Below are 26,935 nucleotides of genomic sequence, written 5' to 3'. Positions count from 1 at the left end.
TGCATGGTCGTTTGTGCCGGGCTTAAACCCATCAACAGAGCCGCTGCCCCCTCTGGTTGCAATAACACCTATAATCGCTCCCTTGCCAAAGCTGCCGGGTTGCCTCCGGCCCTGATCCTGGAATTGCCTGATGCTGCGTATCACCGAACTCAAACTGCCGCTCGATCACCCCGAAGAGGCCCTGCGCCCGGCCATAGTCCAGCGTCTGGGGATCGACGATAGCGACTTGCTCGACTTCAGCCTGTTCAAACGCAGCTACGACGCGCGCAAGAAATCCAGCGAGCTGCAGTTCATCTACACCATCGACTGCAGCCTGCGCGACGAAGCGGCGCTGCTGGGCAAATTTGCCGACGACCGTCACATCGGCCCCGCTCCGGACATCGCCTACCAGCCGGTCGGCCAGGCGCCGGCCGACCTCGACGAGCGCCCGCTGGTGGTCGGCTTCGGTCCCTGCGGGATCTTCGCCGCCTTGATTCTGGCCCAGGCCGGGTTCAAGCCGATCGTGCTGGAGCGCGGCACCGAGGTGCGCCAGCGCACCAAGGACACCTGGGGCCTGTGGCGCAAGCACGTGCTCAACCCCGAGTCCAACGTACAATTCGGCGAGGGCGGCGCCGGCACCTTTTCCGACGGCAAGCTGTACAGCCAGATCAAGGACCCCAAGCACCTGGGACGCAAGGTGCTGCACGAGTTCGTCAAGGCCGGCGCGCCCGAGGAAATCCTCTACGTCAGCAAACCGCATATCGGCACATTCCGTCTGACCGGCGTGGTCGCCGCTATGCGCGAGGAGATCAAGGCCCTGGGCGGCGAAGTACGTTTCCAGCAGCGGGTCAGCGATGTGTTGATAGAGGACGGCCAACTGCTCGGCGTGGTCCTCGACAACGGCGAACAGATTCGCAGCCGCCATGTGATCCTCGCGCTGGGCCACAGCTCGCGCGATACCTTCCGCATGCTGCATAGCCGTGGCGTGTTTATGGAAGCCAAGCCGTTCTCGGTGGGGTTCCGCATCGAGCATCCGCAATCGCTGATCGACCGTGCGCGCCTGGGCAAGTACGCCGGCCACCCCAAGCTCGGCGCCGCCGACTACAAGCTGGTGCACCACGCCAGCAACGGTCGTTCGGTCTACAGTTTCTGCATGTGCCCGGGCGGCACCGTGGTCGCCGCCACCTCCGAGCCCGAGCGGGTGGTGACCAACGGCATGAGTCAGTATTCGCGCAACGAGCGCAATGCCAACGCCGGCATCGTCGTCGGCATCACCCCGGAGCAGGACTATCCGGGCGGCCCGCTGGCCGGGGTGGAATTGCAGGAACGCCTGGAATCGAAGGCCTACCTGCTCGGTGGCAGCAACTACGAGGCGCCGGGGCAACTGGTCGGCGACTTTATCGCCGGGCGGCCGTCGACCGCCCTGGGCAGCGTCGAGCCGTCCTACAAGCCGGGGGTGAAACTCGGCGACCTGTCCCTGGCCCTGCCGGACTTCGCCATCGCAGCGATCCGCGAAGCGCTGCCGGCCTTCGACAAGCAGATCAAGGGTTTCGCCCTGCACGACGCAGTACTCACCGGTATCGAGACGCGCACCTCCTCGCCACTGCGCATCACCCGCGGCGCGGATATGCAGAGCCTCAACGTCAAGGGCCTGTACCCGGCCGGCGAAGGCGCGGGCTATGCCGGCGGCATCCTCTCCGCCGGGGTCGATGGCATTCGCGTGGCCGAGGCGCTGGCGCGGGACATGCTCGGACTCGCCGATGCTTGACCTCGTAGGGTGCGCCGCGCACCAATGACTGCGGCATCGCAACCCGAACCTGGCCACGGCGCCAAGCCGATGGTGCGCATGGCGCACCCTACGAACTGCAAAGGCTGCAAAACCGTGGCCCGGCGCGGTGCGCCATGATGGGTTACGCCGCACATAAAATGGATGACTTGCCTGAACACCCTGTTGGCGGCTAACCCATCCTACGAGACTGCGGCTACAGGTTAGAGGCCAATCGTTGGCAAATCACCCGGCAAGGGCGCGCCGCGTTCGGCGCACGCCGCCACCGCCTCGATCAACGGCGCCAGCGCGAAACCCTGGCCGTGCAGCCAGCTCTGCTCGTAATAGGTGCCGGCATAGCGCTCGCCGCCATCGCAGAGAATCGCCACCAGCGAGCCGGACTCGCCGGCCGCGACCATGCGCTGCGCGACCAGCAGCGCACCGATCAGGTTGGTCCCGCTGGAGCCGCCGACCCGCCGGCCCAAACGCTGGGCCAGGTAATGCATGGCCGCCAGGGACAGGGCATCCGGCACCTTGCACATGGCGTCGATCACCGTCGCCAGGAAGGACGCCTCGACCCTGGGCCGGCCAATGCCTTCGATGCGCGAGCCGCAGTCCAGGGTCCGGCCGGCATCGCCGTCGCGGTAAAAATCGAAGAACACCGAACGCTCGGCATCGGCGCACAGCACCCGGGTGGCGTGGCGGCGGTAGCGCACATAACGGCCGAGGGTGGCCAGGGTGCCGCCGGTGCCGGCGCTGGAGACCAGCCAGGTCGGTTCGGGGTAACGCTCGCTGCGCAGCTGCTGGAAGATCGACTCGGCGATGTTGTTGTTGGCGCGCCAGTCGGTAGCGCGCTCGGCATAGGTGAACTGGTCCATGAAGTGGCCGCCGCTCTCGCGCGCCAGGCGCTCCGATTCGGCGTAGATCTGCGTCGGGTCGTCGACCAGGTGGCTCTTGCCGCCATAGAAGGCGATCTGTGCGATCTTCTCCTGCGAGGTGCTGGCGGGCATCACCGCGATGAACGGCAGGCCCAGCAGACCGGCGAAGTAGGCTTCGGAGATCGCCGTGGAGCCGCTGGAGGCCTCGATCACCGGCGCATCGGGCTTGAGCCAGCCATTGCACAGGGCATAGAGAAACAGCGAGCGGGCCAGGCGATGCTTGAGGCTGCCGGTGGGATGGCTGGACTCGTCCTTGAAGTACAGCTCGATGCCCGGCAGGCCGGGCAGCGCCAGGGGGATCAGGTGGGTGTCGGCGCTACGCTGGAAATCCGCCTCGATGATACGGATCGCCTCGCGCGCCCAGGGTCTTGAATCGCTCATCAGTGTCTCCTCAGACTCTCAATCCAGCACGCCAACCGCTACGGGCGGCGCATTGCGCCATTGGCTCAAGGCCACCCCGCCGAACACCAGCGCCGCGGCGAACAGTTGCAGGGTATTCAGCCGTTCGCCGAGCAGCAGCATGGCGAACACCAGGGTGAACAGCGGTATCAGGTTGGTGAAGCCCGACGCCTGGCTGGCCGGCAACTGGCTGACGCCGTAGTTGTACAGGCCATAGGCGCCGGCCGTCACCACCACGCCCAGGTAGGCCACGGCCGCCAGCCCCTGCAACGAGATGCTGGCGGGCATGGGCGCGCTGAGCAGCGCCAGCGGCAAGAAGAACAGGCTGCCGATAAACGCCTGCATCGCCGTCAGGATAAAGGCCGAATAGCGCGCGGACAGGTGCTTGAGCAGCAGGGTGTAGCCCATGGCGCAGAGCATGGCGAGCAGTTCGTAGAAGTTGCCGAGCAGCGGCTTCGGCGCATGGACATCGGCATTGCCGGCCAGGCTCAGCCAGATCGCCCCCGCTAGCGCCAGCAGAAAGCCGGCCAGGGTGGTGCGGCTGATGCGTTCGTGCAAAAAGATAAAGGCGCCCATGGCCACCAGCAACGGCAGCAGCGCGGTGATCATCCCCGCCTGTGCGGCGCTGGTGTTCTGCAGCGCCAGGGCCTCGAAGATGAAGTAAAGGCAGGGCTCGCAGGCGGCTAGGCCGAGCAGGTACTTCCAGTCGCCGGCACGATAGAGGATGCGTCCACGCCAGCGCCAGGCGAGCAGGAACACCAGGCTGCCCAAGGCCATGCGGGCGAAGATCACCCACAGCGCCGGCAACTCGGCGAAGGCCCATTTCAGGGCGATGAAGGAGCTGCCCCACAGCGCCATGGCCACGATCAGGCAGACCACTGCCACTCCCCTGCCCTGCCCTCTCATAGGTCGCTCCACGCAAAAACTGGAGTGTAGAGAGGCCGATGCAGCGCGGACAGGTACAGTCGGCTGCGCGAACTGTGCGCCTGGCGCTGGTTGGGCAGGCAGTGCGCTATGGGTTCACCGACGCGGCACAAAGCTGTGCGGGTTATCGTTGCGCTCCGAACGCAACGCCGTCCAATCGCCCTACTGCTGCCAGGGCCGGCCGCGGGTCTTGTCGCTCAGGCGCAGCTTCTGCTGCAGGGCGGCCTTGGCCAGCATGTGGGCGCTGACCGGCGCGGTGATGAACAAAAACAGGGTGATCAGCAGCTCGTGCAGGCTGATGCCCTCGCCCCGGCTGCCGAAGTAGATCAGCGAGGCGATGACCATGCCGCCCACGCCCAGGGTGGTCGACTTGGTCGGACCGTGCAGGCGCATGAAGAAGTCCGGCAGGCGGTACAGGCCGATGGCGCCGACCAGGGCAAACAGGCTGCCCAGCAGCAGAAACAGGGCGACCAAGGCTTCGATCCAGCTATGCATGACCATTCCTCACTCGATGATGTCGCCGCGCAGCAGGTATTTAGCCACCGCCACGGTACCGATAAAGCCCATCACGGCGATCAGCAGCGCCGCCTCGAAATACAGATCCGAGCCCAGCCAGATGCCGAACAGCACCAGCAAGGCGATGGCGTTGATGTACAGGGTGTCCAGGGCCAGGATGCGGTCCGGCATATCGGGCCCCTTGATCAGGCGCGCCAGGGTCAGCACCAAGGCCAGGCCCATGATCGCCAGGCACAATGGAATCACGTAGGCGAGCATGCGAATACCTCCAGCAGTGGTGCTTCGTAGCGGTGCTTGATCTGCTCGACCAGAGCGGCTTCGTCGTCCACATCCAGACTATGCACCAAGAGGATCTTGCGGTCGTCGCTCAAATCGGCGGACACCGTACCCGGGGTCAGGGAAATGATGCTGGCGAGCATGGTCAGGGCCAGTTCGTCTTCCAGCAACATGGGGATTTCGACGAAAGCCGGACGCAACCTGGCGCTGGGGCCGAGAATCAGCTTGGCCACCTGCAGGTTGGCGATGACGATGTCACCCAGTATCCGTAGGAGGAACAGGCACAGTTTCAGCGGTTTGCGCACACGCGGCGGGTTGATCCAGAACACCTGGGTCAACAGCGGAATCAGCCAGCCGAGCAGCGCACCCAGCAACCAGTGGCCAAGGCTCATGTCGTTCACCAGCAGCAGCCAGACCAGCAGCAAGGTCAGGCTCAGCAGTGGATGGGGCAGCCAGCGACGGGCCTTCATGATGCACCTCCCGGCACTACGATCTGGCGATACAACTGCAGGTCAAGCAACTGGGCCGCCGTCGCCTCGACATAGGTCAACAGGGGCGCTGCCAGACCGACCAGCAGCGGACTGAGCAGCAGCAAGCCGATACAGGCCAGCAGGCGCCCGCGGTCCAGCTCGGCGCTGTCCAGCTGGCTCAGGCCGACCCGCCAGAACAGGGTGCTGCCGGCGCGGCTGAGGGCGATCAGGGTGGCCAGGCCACCGCCCAACACTACCGGCCAGAAGAACAGTGCCTGCAGGCCCGGTTCGACCGCACGCAGCAATAACAACTTGCCGATGAAGCCGGACAGCGGCGGCAAGCCGGCCACACTGATCGCGCCGACAAAGAACAGGATCCCCAGCAGATGCGGGTTCTGCAGGGCCGGCCCCTGGATCAGTTGGGCCGCCTTGTCCCCGCGCTGGCGCGCGATCAGGTCGGCCAGGAGGAACAGGCCACCGGCGATCCAGGTGCTGTGCAGCAGGTAATACAGGGCGGCGGCCAAGGCCTGCGGCGTGCCCAGGGAAATCCCCGCGAGCAGGGTGCCGACCGAGACCACCACCAGGTAGGCGAGCAAGCCGTGCAAACTGCCTGCCGCCAATGCACCTATGACGCCCAGACCGATGGTCAGCAGGGCCAGCGGCCAGAGCCAGTCCTGGGCCATGTTGGCCAGCATGCCGGCATCGTCACCGAAGATCAGCGTGTACACGCGCAAGATCGAGTACAGGCCGATCTTGGTCATGATCGCGAACAGCGCCGCCACCGGCGCCGTGGCCGAGGCGTAGGCCCTGGGCAGCCAGAAATACAGCGGCAGGAACGCCGCCTTCAGGCCGAACACCACCAGCAGCAGCAAGCCGGCGGCGCCCAGCAATGGCGCCTGATCGGCAGTGGCCGCCGCGACCCGCACGGCCAGGTCGGCCATGTTCAGGGTGCCGGTGATGCCGTAGAGCACGCCGACCGCCAACAGGAACAAGGCCGAACCGACCAGGTTGAGGATCACGTAGTGCAAGCCGGCGCGCACCCGCTCCGGCCCGCCGCCATGCAGCAGCAGCGAATAGGAGGCGATCAGCAGGATCTCGAAGAACACGAACAGGTTGAACAGGTCGCCGGTGAGAAAGGCGCCGTTGATACCCATCAACTGGAACTGGAACAACGCATGGAAGTTGCGCCCGCGCTGGTCATCGCCGCGTGTCGCATAGAGCAGGGCGAAAAATGCCAGCAGCGCGGTGGCCACCAGCAGCAGCGCACTGAGCCGATCAAGCAGCAGGATGATGCCGAACGGCGGCTGCCAGTTGCCCAGGGCATAGACCTGCAGCCCCCCTTGGTCGGCCTGCCCCATCAGCCACAAGCTCAGCGGCACCAGCACGGCGGCGCTGCTCAACGACAGGCTGCGTTTGACCGGTATGCTCAGCCGGGCACCGAACAGCAGCAGGCAGCCGATGAACATCGGCAGCACTATCGGCAGGATCAAGCCATGATTCATCGTGCGGACTCCCGGCCATCGACGTGGTCGGTCTTCATTTCGCCGACGCTGCGCAGCGCCAGCACCACCACGAAGGCGGTCATGGCGAAGCCAATCACGATGGCGGTCAGCACCAATGCCTGTGGCAGCGGATCGGCATAGCCGGCGTTAGCGCCGATCACCGTGGTCACCCCGGTCTGCAGGCGGCCCATGGCGAACAGGAACAGGTTGACCGCGTAGGAGATCAGCGTCAGACCCATCACCACCGGAAAGGTGCGCGCCCGCAGCAGCAGGTAGACACCGCTGGCAGTGAGGATGCCGAGGGCTCCGGCAAACAAAGCTTCCATCTCAAAGTACCTCTTGTCCGGCCTTTTCCTGGGTCAGCTTGCCCAGGTTGGCGAGAATCAGCAGGGTCGCACCGACTACGGTCAGGTACACCCCCAGGTCAAACAGCATGGCAGTGGCCAATTCGATCTCTCCGACCAGGGGGATCTCGAAATGGCCGAATGCCGAGGTCAGGAACGGCCGATCGAACAGCCAACTGCCAAGTCCGGTAAGACCGGCGATCAGCACCCCGGCGCCGGCCACGCGGTGATAGTTGAGCGGCAGCCGCGACTGGGTCCACTGCACGCCGCTGGCGACGTACTGCAGGATCAGCGCCACGGCGGTGACCAGGCCGGCAATGAACCCCCCACCCGGCAGGTTGTGGCCGCGCAGGAAGATGAACACCGAAATCAACAGCGCCATCGGCAACAACACCCGCGACAATGTCGCCAGGATCAGCGGATGGCGATCACGCGCCCAACTGCGGCCTTCGGCGTCGGCGTGCGGCTGGAACAGACGCAGGCCGTCGAGCATGGCGTAGATGCCGACGCCGGCAATCGCCAGCACGCTGATTTCACCCAGAGTATCGAAGCCGCGGAAGTCCACCAGGATCACGTTGACCACGTTGCTGCCCCCACCACCGGACAGGCTGTTGTCCAGGAAGAAGCTGGAGATGCTGTCGTAAGGACGGGTCAACACGGCGAATACCAGGATCGCCACCATCACGCCGCTGCCTACCGCCAGGGTGAAATCGCGCAGACCGCGGATGCTGCTCGACTCGCCGCGCGTATGAGCGGGCAGGAAGTACAGCGCCAGCATCAGCAGGACGATGGTCACCACCTCCACTGACAGCTGGGTCAGGGCCAGATCCGGTGCCGAGTAACGGGCAAAGGCCAGCGCCACCATCAGGCCGACCACGCTAAGCATCAGCAGCGACACCAGGCGCTGACGATGGAACACCACAGTGGTCAGAGCGGCCAGGGCCAGAATGCCCAGACCCAGGGCGGTGATACCGTCGATCGGGGTCAGCGCCAGCGAGCCGGTGACTTGCGGCAAGGGGCCGAGACCGACAGTCACCACCACCAGCGCGGCGCCCAGCAGCAGCGCCAGATAATGCTGCAGCGAACCGTTCTCCAGGCGCCTGGTAATGGCCACGCAGCCCCGCACCAGCAGCAGCATGGCCTGCTCGAACAGCAAACGGGCATCCATGCTCGGCAGCCCGGCATACCAGCGGAACAATGGCTGGCGGCAGGAATAGACGAGAATCCCGCCGAACAGGGCGATGAAGCTCATCAGCAACGGCAGGTTGAAGCCATGCCAGATTGCCAGGCTGTACTCGGGCAGGCCGCCGCCCAGGGTCGAGGTCGCCGCCACGGCGAGCAGCGGCGCCACCGTGTAGGCCGGCACTATGCCGACCAGCAGGCAGAGGAATACCAGGACTTCCACCGGTACTTTCATATAGCGCGGCGGCTCATGGGGCGGGTACTTCGGCAGGTTGATCGGTTCGCCGTTGAAGAACACGTCATGGATAAAGCGCAGCGAATAGGCCACCGAGAACACCCCGGCCAGGGTCGCCGCCGCCGGGATCACCCAGTTGAAGCTGCCGAGCAGGTGCTGGTTGAGGGTCTCGCTGAAGAACATCTCCTTGCTCAGGAAGCCGTTGAGCAGGGGCACCCCGGCCATCGCCGAGGCCGCTACCATCGCCAGCATGGCCGTGTGCGGCATGTACTTCCACATGCCGTTGATGCGGCGCATGTCGCGGCTGCCGGTCTCGTGGTCGATGATCCCTGCGGCCATGAACAGCGAGGCCTTGAAGGTCGCATGGTTGATGATGTGGAACACCGCCGCCACCGCCGCCAGGCGCGTGTCGAGGCCGAACAGCAGGGTGATCAGCCCCAGGTGGCTGATGGTCGAGTAGGCCAGCAGGCCCTTGAGGTCGTGCTGGAACAGGGCCATACCGGCGCCGACCAACAGGGTCACCAGGCCGGTGATGCTGACCAGGTAGAACCACCATTCGGAACCGGCCAGTGCCGGGTACAGCCGCGCCAGCAGAAACACCCCGGCCTTGACCATGGTCGCCGAGTGCAGATAGGCCGAAACCGGGGTCGGCGCCGCCATCGCGTGGGGCAGCCAGAAGTGGAAGGGAAACTGCGCCGATTTGGTGAACACCCCGAGCAGCACCAGCACCAGGGCCAGGGGATACAGCGCATGGGCGCGAATCGCATAACCGGCCGCCAGTACCTGCGACAGCTCGAAGCTGCCGGCGATATGGCCAATCAGCAGGATCCCCGCGAGCAGGGCCAGACCGCCGCCGCCGGTCACTGCCAGGGCCATGCGCGCACCGGTGCGGGCATCCGAACGGCCACTCCAGAAGCCGATCAGGAGGAACGACGAGAGGCTGGTCAGCTCCCAGAACATCAGCATCAGCAGCAGATTTTCCGACAACACCACGCCGAGCATGGAGCCCATGAACAGCAGCAGGAACGCGAAGAAACGCCCCATCGGCTCCTGTTTCGCCAGGTAGTAGCGGGCGTAGAGAATCACCAGCAGGCCGATGCCGAGAATCAGCAAGGCGAACAGGAAACCCAGGCCATCCAGGCGTAAGCTCAGATTCAGCCCCAGCGACGGCAACCAGCTCAGCTTGACCCTGACCAGATCACCGGCAAACACCGACGATTGTTGCGACAACAACAGGATCAGGGCCAGCATCGGCGCCAGTCCCGCCGCCACCGAGCAGGCCGAACGCCCCACTCGCTCGGCCAGCAATGGCAGGATCATCCCCAAGAATGGCAAGGCGACAATTAGCGCAAGCGCCATACACAAAACCCCTTTTTGCAAGTCCGCCGACCAGATCATGGCCGACGCTTAGCGTCCAAACTGCTACGCCAGGCCCCGTGACGCTGAATCCGCGTCATGGCTCTGGCGCGCCTTATCGTATTGGCAGGTCTACGCCTGCTGCGTGACCCGGGAAGGCCGTGGTCATTCCCCGAGAGCCCTTTTACATTGCTCGACCGCCGCTCGCCGACCTCTGTCAGAGCCGGCTAAGCCTTTGTCGGCGCGGGATTATTTCACGATTATCCATGCCTATCGATGCAGCAATACGAATAGAAGTATTACTAAAATCGCAACCTGCGGGATTGTCTGACTGTAGCAGGCCGGTTTTTAACGCCCCTCTCTTTTATCAAGAGGGGCATCGCAGGTAGCCGTTCAACAGACTGCCAGCGGGTGGGTAGGAATCGTTGAATTACGCACACGAAAAAGCCGGATCAGCTGACGCTGACCCGGCTTGAGCATGGTTCAAGGGGCGACGCGGCTGGTGCCGTTGACCGTCATGATCCGTACACGCTGACCAACCCGAAAGACCTGATTCTCCTCGACAGCCTGGACATAGGCGCGCATGGTGCCATCGTCCTCGCGCACAGTGATTTCCACACCTTGGGTGCGCGTGAAGCCCTCTTCGGTCGCGGCGCCAATCAAGCCACCGGCCACTGCTCCAATCACTGCCGCCACGGCGCTGCCGCGACCACTACCGACACCGCTGCCGGCTACGCCCCCAACCACCGCACCGGCGCCGGCGCCGATCGGCGTCTTGGTACCTTCGATCTTCACCGGCCGCAGCGATTCGATAGTCCCCATGCGCACGGTTTGCACCGCGCGCGCCTCATCGCGCGAATAAGTGTCGCCCGTCAGACTGGACGCGCATCCACCCAGGATCAGAGCCAATGCCGTAAAAACTGTAACCAACGCAACTGGCTTACGCATGAGAACCGCCTCCGCTTGCAATATTTGGCTTATTAGACCGACAAAGCACGCAGCTGTCATCCTGCCCCTGGAAAAACCCTGCGCAACGGCCAGCCTGCTTCAGTCAGCTTAGGCTATCGGTTAGGCTTCGCCGCATTAAGGAGGGACAGCCCCCATGGATTACTTCATCATCGCCAGCCTGACCTGTGCCGGGCTTTACTTCCACTGGTGGCTGTTCGTGCGCATCAAGCGCTGGGCAGACCGCGACCTGGCCTTATCGCTGGCCGGCAAGGACGCCGCAAAGAAGGCCTACATGCTCCAGCGCCTGAGCGAAGCCCAGGCCGGCAAGGTCAAGCGCCGCGAACTGCAGGCCTGGCTGGAACGCGCGGCCGCCGACTACCGGGCGCCCTGAGGGGAGAGCCTGCGCCCGCCGGCGGCGCTCAGCGAAGGCAGTTATCACTCGCGCAAAAACAGCGGGGCGCCCGCAGGCGCCCCGTATGCAACAGATCGGATCCAGCCCGGGGATCAGGGCGCCAGCCGCTCGCGACTCCAGACACCGTCGTGCAGGCGGTAATCGAGGCGGTCATGCAGACGACTGGCGCGGCCCTGCCAGAACTCGACACGCTCGGCCAGCAGACGATAACCACCCCAGTGTGGCGGACAATGTGGCGCCTGCTCGAGAAAGCGCTCCTTGACTTGCGCCAACAGCCTTTCAAGCTCGGCACGATCCTTGATCACCTGGCTCTGCGGCGAAGCCCAGGCGCCCAGGCGGCTGCCCAGCGGACGCACCTGAAAATAGGCATCGGATTCGGCCGCAGTAACACGTTCGACCCGCCCTTCGATGCGCACCTGACGCTCCAGGCTCGGCCAGAAGAAGGTCATGGCCGCGTAGGGCCTGGCGGCCAGTTGCTCGCCCTTGGCACTGTCGTAGTTGCTGAAGAAGGTGAACCCGCGCTCGTCCAGCCCCTTGAGCAGCAGCACCCGGCAATGTGGACGGCCGTCGGTATCGACGGTGGCCAGGGTCATGGTATTGGGCTCGACCGGGGGTTGCTCGGTTTTCACCGCATCGGCAAACCATTGTTTGAACAAGCTGAATGGCTCGGCAGGCGCCTGCGCCTCGCTCAAGCCATCACGGATGTAGTCGCGGCGCATATCGGCCAAGGTCTGGGTCATGACAAAGCCCTTGAGAACGGAAGCTGCCTAGCTTACCCGGAGCCACCCGACTTGGCTTGATCCAGGGCAAGGATCTACTTGCCTGCCGCCGAATCGGCACTGTCTTTCGGCTTGGCGCTGACTGCGACTAGCGCGGCCGGAGCCGGCTGGCTGTATTTGGCGACCAGCCCCCGCATGGTGTCCTTTGAAGTCAGGATGATTTCCACCCGCCGATTGAGCGCACGACCCTCGACGCTGTCATTGGCCGCCCGCGGCATGTCCGAGCCCATGCCTTTGACCATCAAACGATTTTGCTTCAGTCCACTGAGCCGGAAGATTGCGGTAAAGGCCCGCGCCCGCTCATGACTCAGCTCGCGGTTGGCCGCAGCGGCGCCGCTGCTGTCGGCATGGCCGATCACCAGCACGGCAACACCCTGGTCGCCTTCCAGCAATTTGGCAACCCGGCTGATCGGCCCGAGGGTCACCGGCAGCAGCATGAAGGGACGATCCGGGTTGAAGGTGCCCTGCACCGGCGCCGTCACCACCAGCAGGTTCTCGCGCCGCTCCAGCTCGAAGTGGCTGCCCTTGATTGCCTCACGTACGCGCGGCTCGTAATCGTCGAGCCAGGCCTGGGTGACTTTCGGACTCGGCATGGCAACCGCTAGTGGCTTCTTGCTCTTCTCGGTGCCGGCACAACCGGCGAGGAGCAGACACAGGGCGAAGGCGAGAGATTTATTGGCGAGCATCGGTCATCCACATGCGAAATAGTCTAAGGAAACCGGCGCCGGGCCGGTATGAACAATTTGAACAAGCCTAATGTGCTGGGGAGTTTAGCCGAGCTTCCTACAGACAATCTGCCAAAACACGCGCAAGTTTCTGTGCACGAGGGTCCATCAAGACGAACGGTCCCAAATTATTGACCACGAAGCCAAACGCCACATCGCGTTCCGGATCGGCAAAACCGCTGGAGCCGCCCGCCCCAGGGTGTCCGAACGCCCGCGGCCCCATGCCATAGGTGGCATTGGCCACCTCGGGCTGGTCGAGCATGCAGCCCAGGCCGAAGCGGGTGCGGGTCAGCAGGGTCTTGTCGTCACCGACGCCATGCTCACGGGTCAGCTCGTCGAGCAATTCGCTTTCCAGCAAGCGGCCATCGAGCAAACCACTGTAAAAACCGGCCAGGCTGCGTGCATTGCCGTGGCCGTTGGCCGCCGGCTGCTGCATGCGCCGCCATTGCGGCTTGTTGGTGCTGGTCATGATCGACGGCGGGTTGCTGAAGGCGCGCGTACTCATGGCCGCGGAGTCGCTCATCATGACCTTGAGCAGGCGCTGGGCGGCGGCGTCGCCCAGGTTGCCCTTGCCGCGGGATATATGCGCTACCCGCTCGAACTCCTCATCGGCCAGGCCGACATGAAAATCCAGACCCAGGGGTTTGGCGGTGCGCGCGACTATCGACTCGCCCGGACCGCGGTCTTCGATGCGCCGCAGCAGTTCGCCAACCAGCCAGCCGTAGGTGATGGGCGCATAACCATGGCCCTCGCCGAGCGGCCACCAGGGTTGTTCGGCTGCCAGGGCCGCGGTCATGGCCTGCCAGTCGTACAGCGCCTCGGCCGGCAGCATCTGGCGCAGCGCCGGCAGCCCGGCCTGGTGGCAGAGCAGATGGCGCAGGGTGATTTTTTCCTTGCCGGCGGCGGCGAACTCCGGCCAATAGCGGGCCACGGGCGCGTCCAGCTCGAGCTTGCCCTCGCCGACCAACTGCAAGGCAGTCACGGCGGTAAAGGTCTTGGTGCAGGAAAACAGGTTGAGGATGGTGTCGCTGTGCCAGGCCTGCTGAGCGTCCTTGTCCGCCACCCCGGCCCAGATATCCAGCACCGTCTCGCCGGCCACCTGCACGCAGAGCGCCGCGCCACGTTCCTGCGGGTCCTCGAACAAGGCGGCGAAGGCGTCCTTGACGGCCTCGAACTGAAGGTCAAAATAGCCCTGAATCTGCACAGGCGGCTCCTTGGTCGGGGGAATGGATGATCAGCCGCGTATTGTTCCAGCCCGCACCGCACTTGGGAACCCGCGCGGCAGGCTAGCCGATTTCCCGGCGAAAAGGCGGCAGTGCATTGAGGATCGCCTTGCCATAGCGCTGGGTCACCACCCGCCGGTCGAGCAGGGTGATGGTGCCGCGGTCCTCTTCGGTACGCAGCAGTCGGCCGCAGGCCTGGACCAGGCGCAGCGAGGCGTCGGGTACGGCGATTTCCATGAAGGGGTTGCCGCCGCGCGCCTCGATCCACTCGGCCAGCGCCGCCTCCACCGGGTCATCCGGCACGGCGAAGGGGATCTTGGCGATCACCACGTGCTCGCAATAGGCGCCGGGCAGGTCGACGCCTTCGGCGAAACTGGCCAGGCCGAACAACACGCTGTCCTCGCCGCTGTCGACCCGCGCCTTGTGCTTGTTGAGGGTTTCCTGCTTGGACAGGTTGCCCTGGATGAACACGCGCTTGCGCCAATCGCGCTCCAGGCCCTCGAACACGTCCTGCATCTGTTTGCGCGAGGAGAACAGCACCAGAGTACCGCGCGAGCCTGCCACCAGCGCCGGCAGATCGCGGATGATAGCCGCGGTATGCGCCACCGCATCGCGCGGATCGGCATTCAGGTTCGGTACCCGCAAGACGCCGGCATCGGCATGATGAAAAGGGCTCGGCACCACGGAGGTCACCGCCGCCTTGGGCAGGCCGGCGCGCATCCGGTAGCGGTCGAAGGTGCCCAGCGCGGTCAGCGTCGCCGAGGTCACCAGGGCGCCGTAGGCGACGTTCCACAGGCTGCGCCGCAGGGTTTCGGCGGCGAGGATCGGGCTGGCGTTGACTTCGATGTCGAACAAGGCGCCGCTGTCGGCCAGGGTCAGCCAGCGCGCCATCGGCGGGCTGTCTTCGGGGTCTTCGGCGCTGAAGGCCAGCCACAATTCCCAGCTGCCATGGGCACGGGCCAATAAACTGCCGAACAACGGGTACCACTCCTCGGCCTGGTGACTGGCGATACCGATGGTGGCCTCGCCGTCCATGGCTTCCTTGAGTTTTTCGGTCACCCCGGTGAACAGCTCGGAGAGTTTGGAAAAGCCCTTCTTCAACTCGGTGCCCAGCTCACGCAGGTGCTCCGGCACCTGGCCGCCGACGAAACGGTGACGCGGCCGTTCGCGGCCCTGCATGTCTTCGCCGGGCTTGAACTCGGCCACCTGCTCGCAGGCGCTGAACATGAACTGCTGCTGGGTCTTGATCTCCCGCGCCAGCTCCGGCACCTGCTCGATCAAGCGTCCCAGGTCACCCGGCAAGGGGTGCTGGGCCAGCAGCTTGCTGAGATTCTTCGCGGTCTGTTCCAGCCAGTCGGCGGTCGAGCGCAAACGGGTGAAATGGGCGAAGTGGCCGATGGCCTTGTCCGGCAGGTGATGGCCTTCGTCGAACACATAGAGGGTTTCGCGCGGGTCGGGCAGCACGGCGCCGCCGCCCAGGGCCAGATCGGCCAGGACCATGTCGTGGTTGGTGACGATCACGTCGACCTTGCCCATGCCTTCACGGGCCTTGTAGAAGGCACACTGCTGGAAGTTCGGGCAATGCCGGCTGGTGCACTGGCTGTGATCGGTGGTCAGCTGCGACCAGCGCGCGTCCTCCAGCTCCTCGGGCCAGCTGTCGCGGTCGCCGTCCCATTTGTTGCCGGCGAGCTTTTCCATCATGGCGACGAACAGTTTCTGGCTCTGCTCGTCGACGTCGATGCGGAAGCCTTCCTCCTCGAACAACTGGGCGGTGGCGCTTTGCGCATGGCCCTCCTGCAGCAGCAGATCGAGCTTGGACAGGCACAGGTAGCGGCCACGGCCCTTGGCCAGGGCGAAACTGAAATTCAGACCGCTGTTGCGCATCAGATCGGGCAGATCCTTGTGCACGATCTGCTCCTGCAGGGCCACGGTCGCGGTGGCGATCACCAGACGCTTGCCGGCGGCCTTGGCCACGGGAATCGCCGCCAGGCAATAGGCCACCGTCTTGCCGGTGCCGGTACCGGCCTCGACCGCCACCACGGCGGGTTCGCCCTCGCGCCGACCTTCCCCGTCGACCTCGATCGTGCCCAACACCTTGGCGATGTCGGCGATCATCAAGCGCTGACCATAACGTGGCTTGAGCGATTTGGCTTCGAGAAAACGCGTGTAGGCGCCCTGGATCTGGGACTTGAGTTCGGTACTGAGCATGGGATCTGAATCTAGGGTCTGGGCGCGAAAAGGCTGGATAAATTTTCAGTGTCTGGCAACGGCCGCTATCATAGCGCGCTAAGCGCTAACGCGCAGAACCCGGACTGGAGTTTTACATGACACCTTACGCTGTGACCTACGCCCTGCATCTGCTCGCCGCACTCGTCTGGGTCGGCGGCATGTTCTTCGCCTGGATGATCCTGCGCCCCGCCGCGGTCAGCGCACTGGAGGCGCCCGCTCGCCTGAAACTGTGGCTCGAGGTATTCCCGCGCTTCTTCTACTGGGTCTGGGCCGCCGTGATAGTGCTGCCGGTCACCGGCGTGGGCATGCTCCACCTGCGCTTTTCCGGTTTCGAGACCGCGCCGCGCTATGTGCACATCATGATCGGCCTGTATATCGCCATGCTCGCGCTGTTTATCCGCGTGCAGGCACTGCAACTGCCCGAACTGCGCCGTGCAGTGGCCGCCGCGGACTGGCCGAGCGGCGGCGCTGTGCTCGGGCGTATTCGCCGCCTGGTGGGTATCAACCTGATCCTCGGCCTGGTAGTGGTCAGCATCGCCGCCGCCCGCCCAGGTTTTTGAGGCTGAGCCTGGCGCTCCTGGCCCTGTAGCCGCAGATTTAAAAGCGCACTACATCCAGATTGCCTGCCGCCCCTGCAGCCCCCGCCCGGCCAGCCTGGCCGGGCAGCCCATCGCGAGCAGGCTGCGTGCTGTACAGCCAGCAGCCCTTGCTCGCGCCACCGACGCCAGCGTTACCGCCATTACCGGCTGCACCGCCTGCCCCGCCATCGAGGAGTACCTGCAAGCGCTCCAGTGGAAAGTCCAGCGGCACTTCCAGACGCACCTGGCCACCGCGAGCGCCGGCCTGACCATCACTGCCGTTCAGCCCGTCATGGCCGCGGCTGGCCTGCCCCCCAGGCACAGCCGCCCGGCTTGCCATCGGCCCCATCCAGGCCAACGTAACCTGGTGCCCCCATGCCGCCACGGGCATCGAGCAGGAGCGCCTCGACCACCACACCGCGCAGACGGATGCTGAGCGTACGGCCCGGCACTGCCGGTTGCAGAAACGAGCCAGGGGCACCGCGTGCGCTGATTTGCGCACCGGCTGCGATCTCAGCGTTCACCACGTCCAGACGAAAGGCTGGCTCGCCAGGTGCAATGGCAATCCGTGCATCACGCCCCAGGCGCAGCTCTGCGACATGCATTTCGCTCAGCCCGGACGGGATCAGCAAGGTGCCATGATCCGCAACATGCAGGCGTTCCACCCGCACCACGCTGGTTACCGCAGGCAAGCGCAGCAAGGCATGCGACTGCACGTCGATCAGGCTCTGCGCCAACGCAAGCGGGCTGGACAGTGCGGCCAGCAGCAACAGGCTACGCATGCTCGACCTCCAACTCCGCAGGTGCCGCGCTCAGCGGCTGCACCGGCGCCGACAACAGGGCCTGCAAGTGAAAAATGCCGAACAGTAAAATCTGCACGCGCTCCAGCCCGGGCCGAGTACGCCCGCTCACGCGCTCACTGAACAGCCACAATTCCAGCCCATGGATCAGCACGAGCAAAGCACCCGCCAGATGCAGCAGCAGTGCGAAAGGCTGCGCGAACGGATCGAGCAGATTGGCCAAGACCACGCCCCAAAACAACGCGGTCAGTACTTTCCCCAGCCCCAACAAGATGCTCATGTCCGCCCCTGGCAATTTTTTGTTCCGCCGCACCTTAACCGCTTTGCGCCGGGCTAGCAAAAACTGCAGAGGCCTCCCGCCTGGCAGGTCAACGACCGGCCCGCATCGGCTGACCCTGGCTAGGGCAGCGCTTCGACTGCCGCCTCGACCCTTCTGTTGATTGCGCGTCCAGACTCACTGTCGTTATCGGCAACCGGGCGTGCTTCGCCGTAACCCACAGCCGATACCCGATTGCTTTCGATACCATGCTGCTCGACCAGCACCTCGCGCACGGCGTTGGCACGGCGTTCGGACAAGCCCTGGTTATAGGCATCGGAGCCGATGGAGTCGGTATGTCCCTCGACAACGGTGCTTGTCTGCGGGTACTGCTTCATGAAGTCGGCCAGGTTTTTGATGTCGGCGTGGCTGCCTTCCTTGACTACCGACTTGTCGAAGTCGAACTTGACGTCCAACTCGACTCGAACCGGCACTGCAGGCTCATCGGGTTGCATCACTTCAGGCGGGCTCTCATACACCGGCAATGGGCAGCCATTGTGGCGCACTGGAGTATTGGGCGGCGTATCCGGACAACGATCGCGGCGATCGAACACGCCGTCGCCGTCTTGGTCACCATCCTGGGCATAGCAAATAAGGCCGCCTACGACCGCACCGGCCACGGCGCCACCTGCTGCCCAAGCCGAACTTTCGATTGCGCCCAAGCCACCACCGGCCAGACCGCCAAGCGCGCTGCACAAGGGCCAGTTCCCCTGGTTGAGTGCCGCATCTCCCGTACTGGAAGTCGTGACGCAACCCGAAAGAACACTGCTGGCCAAGAGAAGGGGGAAAGCAACCCTGAAGAGTCTGATTCTCATGGCGAATCTCCTGTGTTACTGGCGTGCTGCCAGTAACACAGGAGTTAAGCCGTCTCTCCCGGATAGTACAAGTACGCCCCTGAAAGGAGCGCCTAATGCCGCTTAAGGCTGCGCCTCGACCTCAGCCTCGACTCGACGGTTGATCGCCCGTCCTTCCGCGGTCGCGTTGTCGGCAACCGGCCGGCTTTCGCCATAACCTACTGCGTTGACGCGCTCACCGGCCACACCATACTGGTTGACCAGCACTTCGCGCACGGCGTTGGCGCGACGCTCAGACAAGCCCTGGTTGTAGGCATCGGTACCGATGGAGTCGGTATGCCCTTCGACCACGGTGGTAGTTTGCGGGTATTGCGCCATGAAGTCTGCAACGCTCTTGATGTCGGCGAAGCTGCCTTCCTTGACTACCGACTTGTCGAAATCGAACTTCACATCCAGCTCGACCCGCACCGCTTCTGCGACTGGCTCGGGCATGGGCGTCTCTTCAACCATCACCTCCTCGACCATCACCACTTCTTCGGCGCCATGCACCCAGCAATAGGCTGCCGCCATGCCGGCACCGACCAATGCGCCTCCACCCGCCCAGGTAGAACTCTCGATCGCGCCCAATGCCGCGCCACCCACACCGCCGACAGCAGCACAAGTTGGCCAATCGCTTTTCTGCAAGCCGGCGCAGCCCGTCAGGAAGCTGGTCGTCAGAATCAGGGGTACAGCTTTCCTTATGATGCTCATATGCATATCTCCAGTAGGAATCGGACCAAAACCGACACTTATGGATTAAAGACTGCCGTTTTAGAATCCGCCAGACATGATATGCATACCCGTTAAGAATATTCGGGGCCTTAACCCGACCACAGGTTAGTCTTTTCCGAACCGATCGAGGATTATCGATGACCGAGAGTATTTCTTCCCGCACGCCACAGCAAGCGCTGGCCGCTCTGCTGGAGCGTTACGCGCCGCGCCGCCTGCTGTTGATAGGCGCCAGCGAACTGCCGGCACTGGTCGCTTTTCGGGCCGCTCACGCCGATTGCCAGATCGCCTACGCCGCCGCAGGCGCCCTGCCGGCCGAGTTGGCCGCACAACGATTCGACCTGGCGCTGGTCGTCGACTGCCTCGAACACCTGCCCAAACGCACGGGGCTGCAACTGCTCGGCGGCATCCGCAACCTGAACGCCAGCCGCCTGGCGGTGCTGGTCGACCTGCAGGCCTGCGCCTGGCAGGACACCGATTTCTTCGCCCTGGCCTTGCAGGTCAGCGAGCGTTTTCAGCGCGGCGAACAGACCCTGAGCCTATTCACCTACGACCTGCTCGACTACAAACAGGTACCCGACTGGCTCAACGCCAAGTTCTGGGCCAACCCGGAAAACTTTGGCAAGTACTGGTGGTAACTCACATGACGACAACCGACGCCGAGACCCCGCCAAGCTGTCCTTGCGGCAGTGGCGATCCGCTGAGCGAGTGCTGCGGCCGCTATCATGCCGGACTGCCGGCGCCGAGTGCCGAAACGCTGATGCGCTCACGTTACAGCGCCTATGCACTGGGGCGGGTCGATTACCTGCTGGCGACCACCCTGGCGGCACAGCGTTCAGGACTCGATCGCGCCGCCATTAGCGCCTGGAGCCTGCACAGCACCTGGCTTGGCCTGGAAGTCGAAAGCAGCGAAGTGCTGGGCGGTCAGCCGGAACATGCGTTCGTGACCTTTACCGCCCGCTGGCACGATGACGCCGGCGAACACACCCATCGCGAACGCTCGGCCTTCGTCCAGCACCAGGGTCATTGGTACTTTATCGACCCCACGGTCGCGCTGCAGGCCGGCCGCAATGACCCCTGCCCTTGCGCCAGCGGACAGAAATTCAAGAAGTGCTGTGCGGGTTTTGTCTGAAGCGACAGGCACCAGTTCCGCCTGCGCAGCGCGGGGGAAACTCGACAGAACACCTGTCGTCAATAATTTCCCCGGATTTCATCCGGGCTACGAAAAGCCGCTCACCCGCCCCGCTTAACGGCCTGCACGCTTTCCGGGCGCAGCAAACCCGACCTCGCCTACTCCTGTAATTTCAGATGGGAAATATCCGGCGGCGGTGCGGCGGGGGCGGCCTTGATCTCGCCCATGTCGCTACCGACAGGAGCCAGGCTGAAGTGCGACAGATCGAGAGGCGGCGCTTGCGGTTCGGGCTTGCCGTCCTGCACGTCCTCACCTAGCGGGGCGATCCCGAAATCCGGCGCATCGACCTCCGCAAATGCCGCCATATACTCATCGCGCGGCAGCACTTGCAGGCGTTTGCCGGCCGGCGCCGGCGTGGTTACCGCAGGCACAGCGTCGGGCGTTGCAACGGCAGGCGCTGGCGCCAGTTCGATTTCCTCGATTTCCTCTGCCATGACCCGCACTTCGACCAGAGCGCCGGCGCGCAGCAAGGTGCTGCGGTATTTTTCCGCGCCGGCCGCATCCAGGTTGTTCTTGATCACGATGCGCCGCCCGGAGAACAGCAAGGCAATGCGCTGAGCATCGGCCTGGAACAACTTGGCCAGATTGGCTTTGACCGACTCCAGCTGCGCCCCCGGCTCAAGCTGGCCGGCAAAGGCGATCTCGTAACGAACCATGGTCATACTCCTGTCTTTATCGGTGTCCAGTATGGCGCAGGTTTTTTTACCCTCACAACACGTTGCAGCCCGGCACGTGCTTGTTACACTGGCGCGTCCTTTGGAGTATGAAATGTTTTCCCAGGCGCCAACTATAAGAATTCTCAGCCTATTGATGTTTTTCGGCCTGTTTTGCGGGCTCGGCGGATGTTCCACCTGGACCAGCGGCGGGTTCAAGGATCCGGATGTCCGCCTGGTCAAGGTCGAGGTCATCAGGGCCAAGTTATTGGAACAGCAGTTCGTCCTGCGTTTCCGTATCGACAACCCCAACAGCATGAGCTTGCCGGTGCGCGGCCTGGATTACCGGGTACACCTCAACGAGGTGAAGCTGGCAGAAGGCCAATCCGACACCTGGTTCACGGTTCCGGCCCATGGCCACCATGTATTCGATGTCCCTGTACGCACCAACCTCTGGCGGCACCTGCGGCAGATCGTCAAATTGCTGGAGCGCCCCGAGGAGCCGATTCGCTATCGCCTCGAAGGCCAGGTAAAAACCGGTTTGTTGTTCGGCCGTAGCGTGCACATGTCGCGTAATGGAGAGATAATCCCCGGCGATTTCATTCCCGAGTAGACGCACATGAACCAACACGCCCACGTACACGGTCCCGACTGCAACCACGCCGAACACGATCATCATGACCACGGACACGTGCACGGCCCGGACTGCAACCATGCTCACCAGGAGCCGGTGCGCAACGCCCTGAAGGACGTCGGCCGCAACGACCCCTGCCCATGTGGCAGTCAGAAGAAATTCAAGAAATGCCACGGCGCCTGACAAATCCATGACCAGCGTTAATCTGCTCCTGTTGGCCGGCACCCTGGTGGTGATGGCACTGGCGCTGTACGCCCTGTCGCTGTGGCGCCGCGTCTGGGCGCAACAGCGTGATCGGCAACAGGCAGAACAGCAGCGCCGCGAACGCCTGGCCGGCGATCTGCAAATACTCGCCGGCAGCCTGCTCGATGGCCAGCTACCGTTGATCGAAGGTGCCATCCGGATCAAGGTGCTGCTGGACAACTACGACAGCGCGCTGAGCCAGGACAGCCGCTGCCAGGTATTTCACCTGCTGTTCGAAGCCACCGCCCAGGTACCGACCCATGCCAGCTGGAAGGCACTGGAATTGACCGAGCGGCGCCAGCACGAAAAGCACTTCAACGAACTGGAACTGCAGCACAAGGCCGCCGCTCGCACAGCCGCACGCTGGCTGCTCGACGAAGGCCTGAAGCGCACCGGCAGTTGACCCTGCCGGGTAGGTTGAGCAGCACTTTCATCCACCGATCCGTCCAGTCCTGCGTTCTGCAAGGAGCTCGCTGCATGCTATCGCGCGCATTCCGCCCCCTGGCCCTGCTGGGCCTCGCCGCCACCCTCACTGCCGGCCTGGCGTTGAGTGGCTGCCAGTCGTTTCTCGACAGCCGCTACCGCGATAGCCTGCACCCGGATCAGGGCAGCGTGCGCGTTCAGGGTCTTGCGCAAAGCGTTGTGATTCGGCGCAATGCCTTGGGCATGCCGCTGATCGAAACCAACACCTTCCACGACGCCCTGTTCGCCCTCGGCTATGTGCATGCCAGTGATCGCCTCAGCCAGATGGTCGGCCTGCGCCTGATGGCCGAAGGTCGCCTGGCGGAGATGGCAGGTCCCGGTGTGCTGGAAATCGATCGCCTGATGCGCGCGGTCAACCTGAAGAAAAGCGCCGAAGTGCTCCATGCCAGCGCCTCGCCACGGCTGAAGAAGTTCTTCGAGGTGTATGCCCGCGGCGTCAACGCCTACCTGTTCCGCTATCGCGACAAGCTGCCGATGGACCTGGCCCAGTCCGGTTATCGCCCGCCCTACTGGAAAGCCGCAGACTCGGTGCTGGTGTTCTGCCTGCTAAACTTCGGCCTGTCAGTCAACCTGCAGGAAGAAATCGCCGCCCTGGTGCTGGCGCAGAAAGCCGGCAGCGAACAACTCGCGTGGTTGCTGCCCACCTACCCGGACGAACCGCTGCCGTTCGATGAGGCCGCAAAACTCAAAGGCCTGCCCCTCAGCGGACAACTCCCCGGCCTGGCCGCCGTCAACCAGGCGGCCAGCCAGTTCGCCGCCGCTCACATGCTCGGCGTCGCCGCGTCCAACAACTGGGCGATCGCCCCGCAGCACAGCCGTAGCGGCAAGAGCCTGCTGGCCAACGATACCCACCTGCCGCTGGCGATGCCCTCGGCCTGGAACTTCGTACAGATTCGTTCGCCGAAATTCCAGGCCGCCGGCGTGTCGATAGCCGGCGTGCCCGCCATCGTCGCCGGGTTCAACGGCAAGCTCGGCTGGGGCATGACCATGGTCATGGGCGACAACCAAGATCTGTTCCTGGAGAAAATCCAGCGTCGGGGCAACCGCCTCTATTACCAGGCCGACGGCCAATGGCTGGCCGCCCGCGAGCGCCAGGAAACCTTCTTCATCAAGGGCCAGCGGCCGATCCGCGAAACCCTCTACGAGACCCGTCACGGCCCGCTGCTCAACTCGGTGCTGGGCGAACGCAAACACCCCTTGCAACCCCTGCAACTGGCCAGCGGCTACGGCCTGGCCCTGCAAACCACGCAATTCGAGGCCGACCAGACCCTGGATGCGCTGTTCGACCTGTCCCGCGCACAATCGGTTGAGCAAGCCTTCGAGGCCACCCGCGAAGTGCGTGCCATACCCCTGAATATCGTTTTCGCCGACACCCAGCACATCGGCTGGCAAGTCACCGGGCGCTTTCCCAATCGCCGCGAAGGCCTTGGCCTCATGCCTTCGCCAGGCTGGGACGGCCGTTATGACTGGGATGGCTTCGCCGACCCGATGCTCCACCCCTATGACCAGGATCCGCAGCAAGGCTGGCTGGGCACCGCCAACCAGCGCAGCGTACCGCGCGGCTACGGCATGCAGCTGTCCAACTCCTGGTACTACCCGGAGCGCTACGAGCGCCTGGCGCAGCTGGCTGGCAGCGGCAAGCACGACACCCGCAGCATGATCGCCATGCAGTACGACCAGACCACGCCCTTCGTCGCCAAGCTGCAAAGCATGTTCGCAGCGCCCGGCATGGCCGAGCCACTGCAACAAGCCATCGACGCTCTGCCCGCGCCGGAGCGTGCAAAGGCGCGCGAAGCCTACAACCGGCTGATGGCCTTCGACGGCAAGCTCGCCGCCACCTCAGCGGATGCCGCACTCTACGGCGCCTTCCTGCATGAAAGTGCGCGCCAGATCTTCCTCGACGAACTGGGCCCCGAAACCAGCCCGGCCTGGCTGGCCCTGGTGGAAACCGCCGACAAATCCTATTCGGCCCAGGCCGACCACCTGCTGGGCCGCGACGACAGCCCGTTCTGGAACGATATCGGTAGTGCCCAGCAAGAAGACAAACCGGCCATTCTCGCCCGCAGCCTGGCCGCCGCCGTGACCTTCGCCGAAAGCAAACTCGGCAGTGAGCGCAGCGCCTGGCAATGGGGCAAGCTGCACAGCTACGACTGGGTCAGCGAGACCAGCAAACTGGCGCCCTACATGAGCACCAGCCAGCGCGCCGCGATCAACTCGCTGAAGGGTTATCTCGACCGTGGCCCCCACCCGGCCGGAGGCGATCACAGCACCCTCAATGTCTCGGCCTACCACTGGGGACAGGATTTCGACACCTGGCTGATCCCGGCCATGCGCATCGTCGTCGACTTCGGCCGCGCAGAGCCGCTGCTCGGTCTGAACAGCTCCGGCCAATCCGGCAACCCGGCGAGCGCGCATTACGCCGACGGCATCGAGGCCTGGCGCAAGGGCCAGTACATGAGTTTCCCGTTCCAGCCGCAGAACCTCGACAAGGTCTATGGCAACAGACGACTGATCCTGACGCCGGGACAATAATCGCCGTTGGTCGGCGGCTGCTGAACTAACCAGCCAGGCATCGGCTCTGAATTAACGGACTTACTCCATAGATCATCGTTTCAGGGCGCCTTTGGGCGCCTTTTTTTTGCGCGTGATTTCGCCGCGCGCCTGCCCGGCGGGCGACAAGGGTCAGTCGCGGGTAATCCCGGTAATGGTGATGCCGTAACATTCAGCCAGACGCACGGCCGGGGTCTGGATTTCATTGGGAAGGTCTCTCGGCTCTTCGCGCTCGTAGACCTTCTCGGCCATCTTGAGCAACGCCGCTACCGCCTGTTCCATGCTCGGTTTGCTGGCGGACTGAAGTTCGAACACCTCGGTGCGCTCATCTTTGCTGTAAGTGATTTTCCACGTCGTCATGACTGATGCCTCCCGCACTAAAATACTCGATCGCCCGCACACTGGCGGACAGGGTTCTGGTTAGCCCCACCCTAGCAAAGCAATTCGATTGCCGCAGGCTCTACCGCACCGAACAGCCTTTCCAGATGTTTCAGCACCATTCGCAGCCTGCAATGCTGCTCGGTTAAGCCAAGTGAACAGATTTTTGTAGCCCGGATGGAATCCGGGGGAAATCCAGCACCGACCAACCGTCCCAGAGGTGAAACCACGAAACGACCGACATCCTTGATGTGAACGGCACTGCGCCAGCGCTCTGCGGAACCAATGCATCGATGCCAGCGAAGAATCCAAGGCGCCTGTTTTTCGCTTGAATTTCAGTCCCATGCACTACTTTGCAGATTAACTCGGGGGACATAGTTGGCTTATGATCCTGCGGCAAGTGACTGCCCACTGAACAGGCCGTCACTTGCCGCCCCCATCATCCGCGTACCGACTTGCCCCAAGGAACCACCATGAGCAGCCGCCAAGCCGAGATCGCCACCGCCCTGAACGTGGTGCCCCCCTTTGCCGACAAAACCGCCCTGCTGGCAGAAATCGAGCGGCGCAAAACCTTTATCAAGGATTGCCTGCGTAACGCGGGCCTGAAAGTGCTGGTGCTGGGCATCAGCGGCGGGGTCGACTCGCTGACCGCCGGGCGCCTCGCGCAACTGAGCGTGGAAGAACTGCGCCACGAGACCGGCGACGCCGCGTACCGCTTCATCGCCGTACGCCTGCCGCACGGCACCCAGCACGACGAGCACGACGCCCAGGCGTCGCTGCGATTTATCCGCGCCGACGAAGAAGACACTGTGAATATCGAAGGCAGCGTGCACGGACTCGGCGAGCAGGTCAGTCATCTGCAGAAACTCAGCGATGCACGCCGCGACTTCGTCGTCGGCAACATCAAGGCGCGCCTGCGCATGGTCGCCCAGTTCGCCATCGCCAACGCCAATAACGGCCTGGTCATCGGCACCGACCATGCGGCCGAGGCGGTCATGGGCTTTTTCACCAAATTCGGTGACGGCGCTTGCGACCTGGCCCCGCTCAGCGGCCTGGTCAAGGGCCAGGTGCGCGCCATCGCCCAGCAGCTTGGCGCACCGGAGAACCTGGTGTTCAAGGTGCCCACCGCCGACCTGGAGGAACTGCGCCCCGGCAAGCCGGACGAAGAAGCGCATGGCGTCAGTTACGCCGAGATCGACGCCTTCCTGCATGGCCAGCCGGTTCGCGACGAGGCGTATGCCATCATCACCCGCACCTACGACAACAGCCGGCACAAGCGCGAGCTGCCACTGGCGCCCTGATAGCAAAAGCGCAGGCAAGAAAAAGCCGGTTTCCGCACAACGC

Annotated in this window: 27 protein-coding genes and 2 pseudogenes; 10 read left to right on the top strand and 19 right to left on the bottom strand. The window is 64.0% G+C overall.

The features are described 5' to 3' along the window. Window positions 1-130: 130 nt before the first annotated feature. Entirely contained in the window at window positions 131-1,747 is a 1,617-nt protein-coding gene (locus BM315_RS05620) for an NAD(P)/FAD-dependent oxidoreductase (protein WP_090498672.1), read from the top strand. Window positions 1,748-1,968: 221 nt separating this feature from the next. Here the strand turns inward: BM315_RS05620 and BM315_RS05615 are convergent, their stop codons facing one another. The 9 genes from BM315_RS05615 to BM315_RS05575 form a co-directional block, all read right to left on the bottom strand. Further along, the gene (locus tag BM315_RS05615) at window positions 1,969-3,063 is read right to left on the bottom strand and encodes a PLP-dependent cysteine synthase family protein (protein ID WP_090498670.1); all 1,095 of its coding nucleotides are present in this window, start codon (window positions 3,061-3,063) and stop codon (window positions 1,969-1,971) included. An 18-nt stretch (window positions 3,064-3,081) separates the two neighbouring features. Further along, window positions 3,082-3,987 (bottom strand): DMT family transporter, encoded by a 906-nt coding sequence (locus BM315_RS05610; RefSeq protein ID WP_090498668.1) that lies wholly within the window; start codon window positions 3,985-3,987, stop codon window positions 3,082-3,084. A 180-nt stretch (window positions 3,988-4,167) separates the two neighbouring features. After that, entirely contained in the window at window positions 4,168-4,500 is a 333-nt protein-coding gene (locus BM315_RS05605) for a Na+/H+ antiporter subunit G (RefSeq protein ID WP_090498759.1), read from the bottom strand. 9 nt (window positions 4,501-4,509) lie between these two features. Further along, window positions 4,510-4,779, bottom strand: a complete 270-nt coding sequence (locus BM315_RS05600) for a K+/H+ antiporter subunit F (RefSeq protein WP_090498666.1) — start codon at window positions 4,777-4,779, stop codon at window positions 4,510-4,512. Then, entirely contained in the window at window positions 4,764-5,267 is a 504-nt protein-coding gene (locus BM315_RS05595) for a Na+/H+ antiporter subunit E (protein WP_090498663.1), read from the bottom strand. Before BM315_RS05595 ends, BM315_RS05600 begins: the two co-directional genes overlap by 16 nt. Next, window positions 5,264-6,769, bottom strand: coding sequence for a monovalent cation/H+ antiporter subunit D (locus BM315_RS05590; RefSeq protein WP_090498661.1), 1,506 nt, complete (start codon window positions 6,767-6,769; stop codon window positions 5,264-5,266). Before BM315_RS05590 ends, BM315_RS05595 begins: the two co-directional genes overlap by 4 nt. Further along, a complete protein-coding gene (locus BM315_RS05585) occupies window positions 6,766-7,095 on the bottom strand; it encodes a Na+/H+ antiporter subunit C (RefSeq protein ID WP_090498659.1) in 330 nt (109 codons plus the stop codon). The genes BM315_RS05590 and BM315_RS05585 overlap by 4 nt, the downstream gene beginning before the upstream one ends. A gap of 1 nt (window position 7,096) precedes the next feature. Further along, complete coding sequence (locus tag BM315_RS05580) at window positions 7,097-9,889, bottom strand: monovalent cation/H+ antiporter subunit A (protein WP_090498657.1); 2,793 nt, start codon at window positions 9,887-9,889, stop codon at window positions 7,097-7,099. Between the two features lie 480 nt (window positions 9,890-10,369). After that, window positions 10,370-10,834 (bottom strand): outer membrane lipoprotein, encoded by a 465-nt coding sequence (locus BM315_RS05575; RefSeq protein WP_090498757.1) that lies wholly within the window; start codon window positions 10,832-10,834, stop codon window positions 10,370-10,372. 154 nt (window positions 10,835-10,988) lie between these two features. Between BM315_RS05575 and BM315_RS05570 the strand changes: the two genes are divergently transcribed. Then, entirely contained in the window at window positions 10,989-11,225 is a 237-nt protein-coding gene (locus tag BM315_RS05570; RefSeq protein WP_090498655.1) for a hypothetical protein, read from the top strand. Between the two features lie 113 nt (window positions 11,226-11,338). Here BM315_RS05570 and pdxH read toward each other — a convergent pair whose 3' ends face one another. The 4 genes from pdxH to dinG all read right to left on the bottom strand — a co-directional run bounded on the left by pdxH (window position 11,339) and on the right by dinG (window position 16,181). Further along, the gene (pdxH, locus tag BM315_RS05565) at window positions 11,339-11,986 is read right to left on the bottom strand and encodes a pyridoxamine 5'-phosphate oxidase (RefSeq protein WP_090498653.1); all 648 of its coding nucleotides are present in this window, start codon (window positions 11,984-11,986) and stop codon (window positions 11,339-11,341) included. A gap of 74 nt (window positions 11,987-12,060) precedes the next feature. Then, window positions 12,061-12,711: an OmpA family protein gene (locus BM315_RS05560; protein WP_090498651.1), complete on the bottom strand. Its 651-nt coding sequence runs from the start codon at window positions 12,709-12,711 to the stop codon at window positions 12,061-12,063. A 97-nt stretch (window positions 12,712-12,808) separates the two neighbouring features. Continuing rightward, the gene (locus BM315_RS05555) at window positions 12,809-13,954 is read right to left on the bottom strand and encodes a serine hydrolase domain-containing protein (RefSeq protein WP_090498649.1); all 1,146 of its coding nucleotides are present in this window, start codon (window positions 13,952-13,954) and stop codon (window positions 12,809-12,811) included. 82 nt (window positions 13,955-14,036) lie between these two features. After that, window positions 14,037-16,181 carry an ATP-dependent DNA helicase DinG gene (dinG, locus tag BM315_RS05550; RefSeq protein ID WP_090498647.1) on the bottom strand — a complete coding sequence of 715 codons (2,145 nt, stop codon included), beginning with the start codon at window positions 16,179-16,181 and terminating at the stop codon, window positions 14,037-14,039. A gap of 116 nt (window positions 16,182-16,297) precedes the next feature. On the opposite strand from dinG, the gene BM315_RS05545 reads away from it, so the two are divergent. Continuing rightward, complete coding sequence (locus BM315_RS05545) at window positions 16,298-16,762, top strand: CopD family protein (protein ID WP_090498644.1); 465 nt, start codon at window positions 16,298-16,300, stop codon at window positions 16,760-16,762. A 37-nt stretch (window positions 16,763-16,799) separates the two neighbouring features. Here the strand turns inward: BM315_RS05545 and BM315_RS05540 are convergent. The 4 genes and pseudogenes from BM315_RS05540 to BM315_RS24950 all read right to left on the bottom strand — a co-directional run. Beyond that, window positions 16,800-17,562, bottom strand: a pseudogene (locus BM315_RS05540) (collagen-like protein). Beyond that, window positions 17,555-17,860, bottom strand: a complete 306-nt coding sequence (locus BM315_RS05535; protein WP_090498642.1) for a DUF1145 domain-containing protein — start codon at window positions 17,858-17,860, stop codon at window positions 17,555-17,557. Before BM315_RS05535 ends, BM315_RS05540 begins: the two are co-directional and overlap by 8 nt. 119 nt (window positions 17,861-17,979) lie before the next feature. Further along, window positions 17,980-18,711, bottom strand: a complete 732-nt coding sequence (locus BM315_RS05530; protein ID WP_090498640.1) for a PA1041 family peptidoglycan-binding anchor lipoprotein — start codon at window positions 18,709-18,711, stop codon at window positions 17,980-17,982. 102 nt (window positions 18,712-18,813) lie between these two features. Continuing rightward, a pseudogene (locus BM315_RS24950) lies at window positions 18,814-19,170 on the bottom strand (OmpA family protein); the annotation flags it as partial. A 428-nt stretch (window positions 19,171-19,598) separates the two neighbouring features. Here BM315_RS24950 and BM315_RS05520 point away from each other — a divergent pair. Together BM315_RS05520 and BM315_RS05515 are read left to right on the top strand one after the other, a co-directional pair. Continuing rightward, window positions 19,599-20,096, top strand: a complete 498-nt coding sequence (locus tag BM315_RS05520; protein WP_090498636.1) for a DUF6231 family protein — start codon at window positions 19,599-19,601, stop codon at window positions 20,094-20,096. A gap of 5 nt (window positions 20,097-20,101) precedes the next feature. Beyond that, window positions 20,102-20,590 carry a YchJ family protein gene (locus BM315_RS05515; RefSeq protein ID WP_090498634.1) on the top strand — a complete coding sequence of 163 codons (489 nt, stop codon included), beginning with the start codon at window positions 20,102-20,104 and terminating at the stop codon, window positions 20,588-20,590. Window positions 20,591-20,748: 158 nt separating this feature from the next. Here the strand turns inward: BM315_RS05515 and BM315_RS05510 are convergent, their stop codons facing one another. Then, entirely contained in the window at window positions 20,749-21,306 is a 558-nt protein-coding gene (locus BM315_RS05510) for a hypothetical protein (RefSeq protein ID WP_090498633.1), read from the bottom strand. Window positions 21,307-21,418: 112 nt separating this feature from the next. On the opposite strand from BM315_RS05510, the gene BM315_RS05505 reads away from it, so the two are divergent. From BM315_RS05505 to BM315_RS05490, 4 genes are all read left to right on the top strand, one after another. Continuing rightward, a complete protein-coding gene (locus BM315_RS05505) occupies window positions 21,419-21,916 on the top strand; it encodes an LEA/WHy family protein (RefSeq protein WP_090498631.1) in 498 nt (165 codons plus the stop codon). Between the two features lie 6 nt (window positions 21,917-21,922). Beyond that, the gene (locus tag BM315_RS05500; RefSeq protein WP_090498629.1) at window positions 21,923-22,120 is read left to right on the top strand and encodes an SEC-C metal-binding domain-containing protein; all 198 of its coding nucleotides are present in this window, start codon (window positions 21,923-21,925) and stop codon (window positions 22,118-22,120) included. Window positions 22,121-22,127: 7 nt separating this feature from the next. After that, window positions 22,128-22,583: a DUF2489 domain-containing protein gene (locus tag BM315_RS05495; protein ID WP_090498627.1), complete on the top strand. Its 456-nt coding sequence runs from the start codon at window positions 22,128-22,130 to the stop codon at window positions 22,581-22,583. Window positions 22,584-22,657: 74 nt separating this feature from the next. Then, window positions 22,658-25,195 carry a penicillin acylase family protein gene (locus BM315_RS05490; protein ID WP_090498625.1) on the top strand — a complete coding sequence of 846 codons (2,538 nt, stop codon included), beginning with the start codon at window positions 22,658-22,660 and terminating at the stop codon, window positions 25,193-25,195. Window positions 25,196-25,345: 150 nt separating this feature from the next. Here BM315_RS05490 and BM315_RS05485 read toward each other — a convergent pair whose 3' ends face one another. Continuing rightward, a complete protein-coding gene (locus BM315_RS05485; RefSeq protein ID WP_090498623.1) occupies window positions 25,346-25,573 on the bottom strand; it encodes a hypothetical protein in 228 nt (75 codons plus the stop codon). Between the two features lie 491 nt (window positions 25,574-26,064). Here BM315_RS05485 and nadE point away from each other — a divergent pair, with 491 nt between their 5' ends. Further along, the gene (gene nadE, locus BM315_RS05480; protein WP_090498621.1) at window positions 26,065-26,892 is read left to right on the top strand and encodes an ammonia-dependent NAD(+) synthetase; all 828 of its coding nucleotides are present in this window, start codon (window positions 26,065-26,067) and stop codon (window positions 26,890-26,892) included. Window positions 26,893-26,935: the final 43 nt, after the last annotated feature.

This window comes from Pseudomonas borbori, from assembly GCF_900115555.1.
In the GTDB taxonomy this organism is placed as follows: domain Bacteria; phylum Pseudomonadota; class Gammaproteobacteria; order Pseudomonadales; family Pseudomonadaceae; genus Aquipseudomonas; species Aquipseudomonas borbori.
The sequence above is the reverse complement of the archived record's forward strand: the minus strand, read 5'-3'. Positions and strand labels throughout refer to the sequence as shown.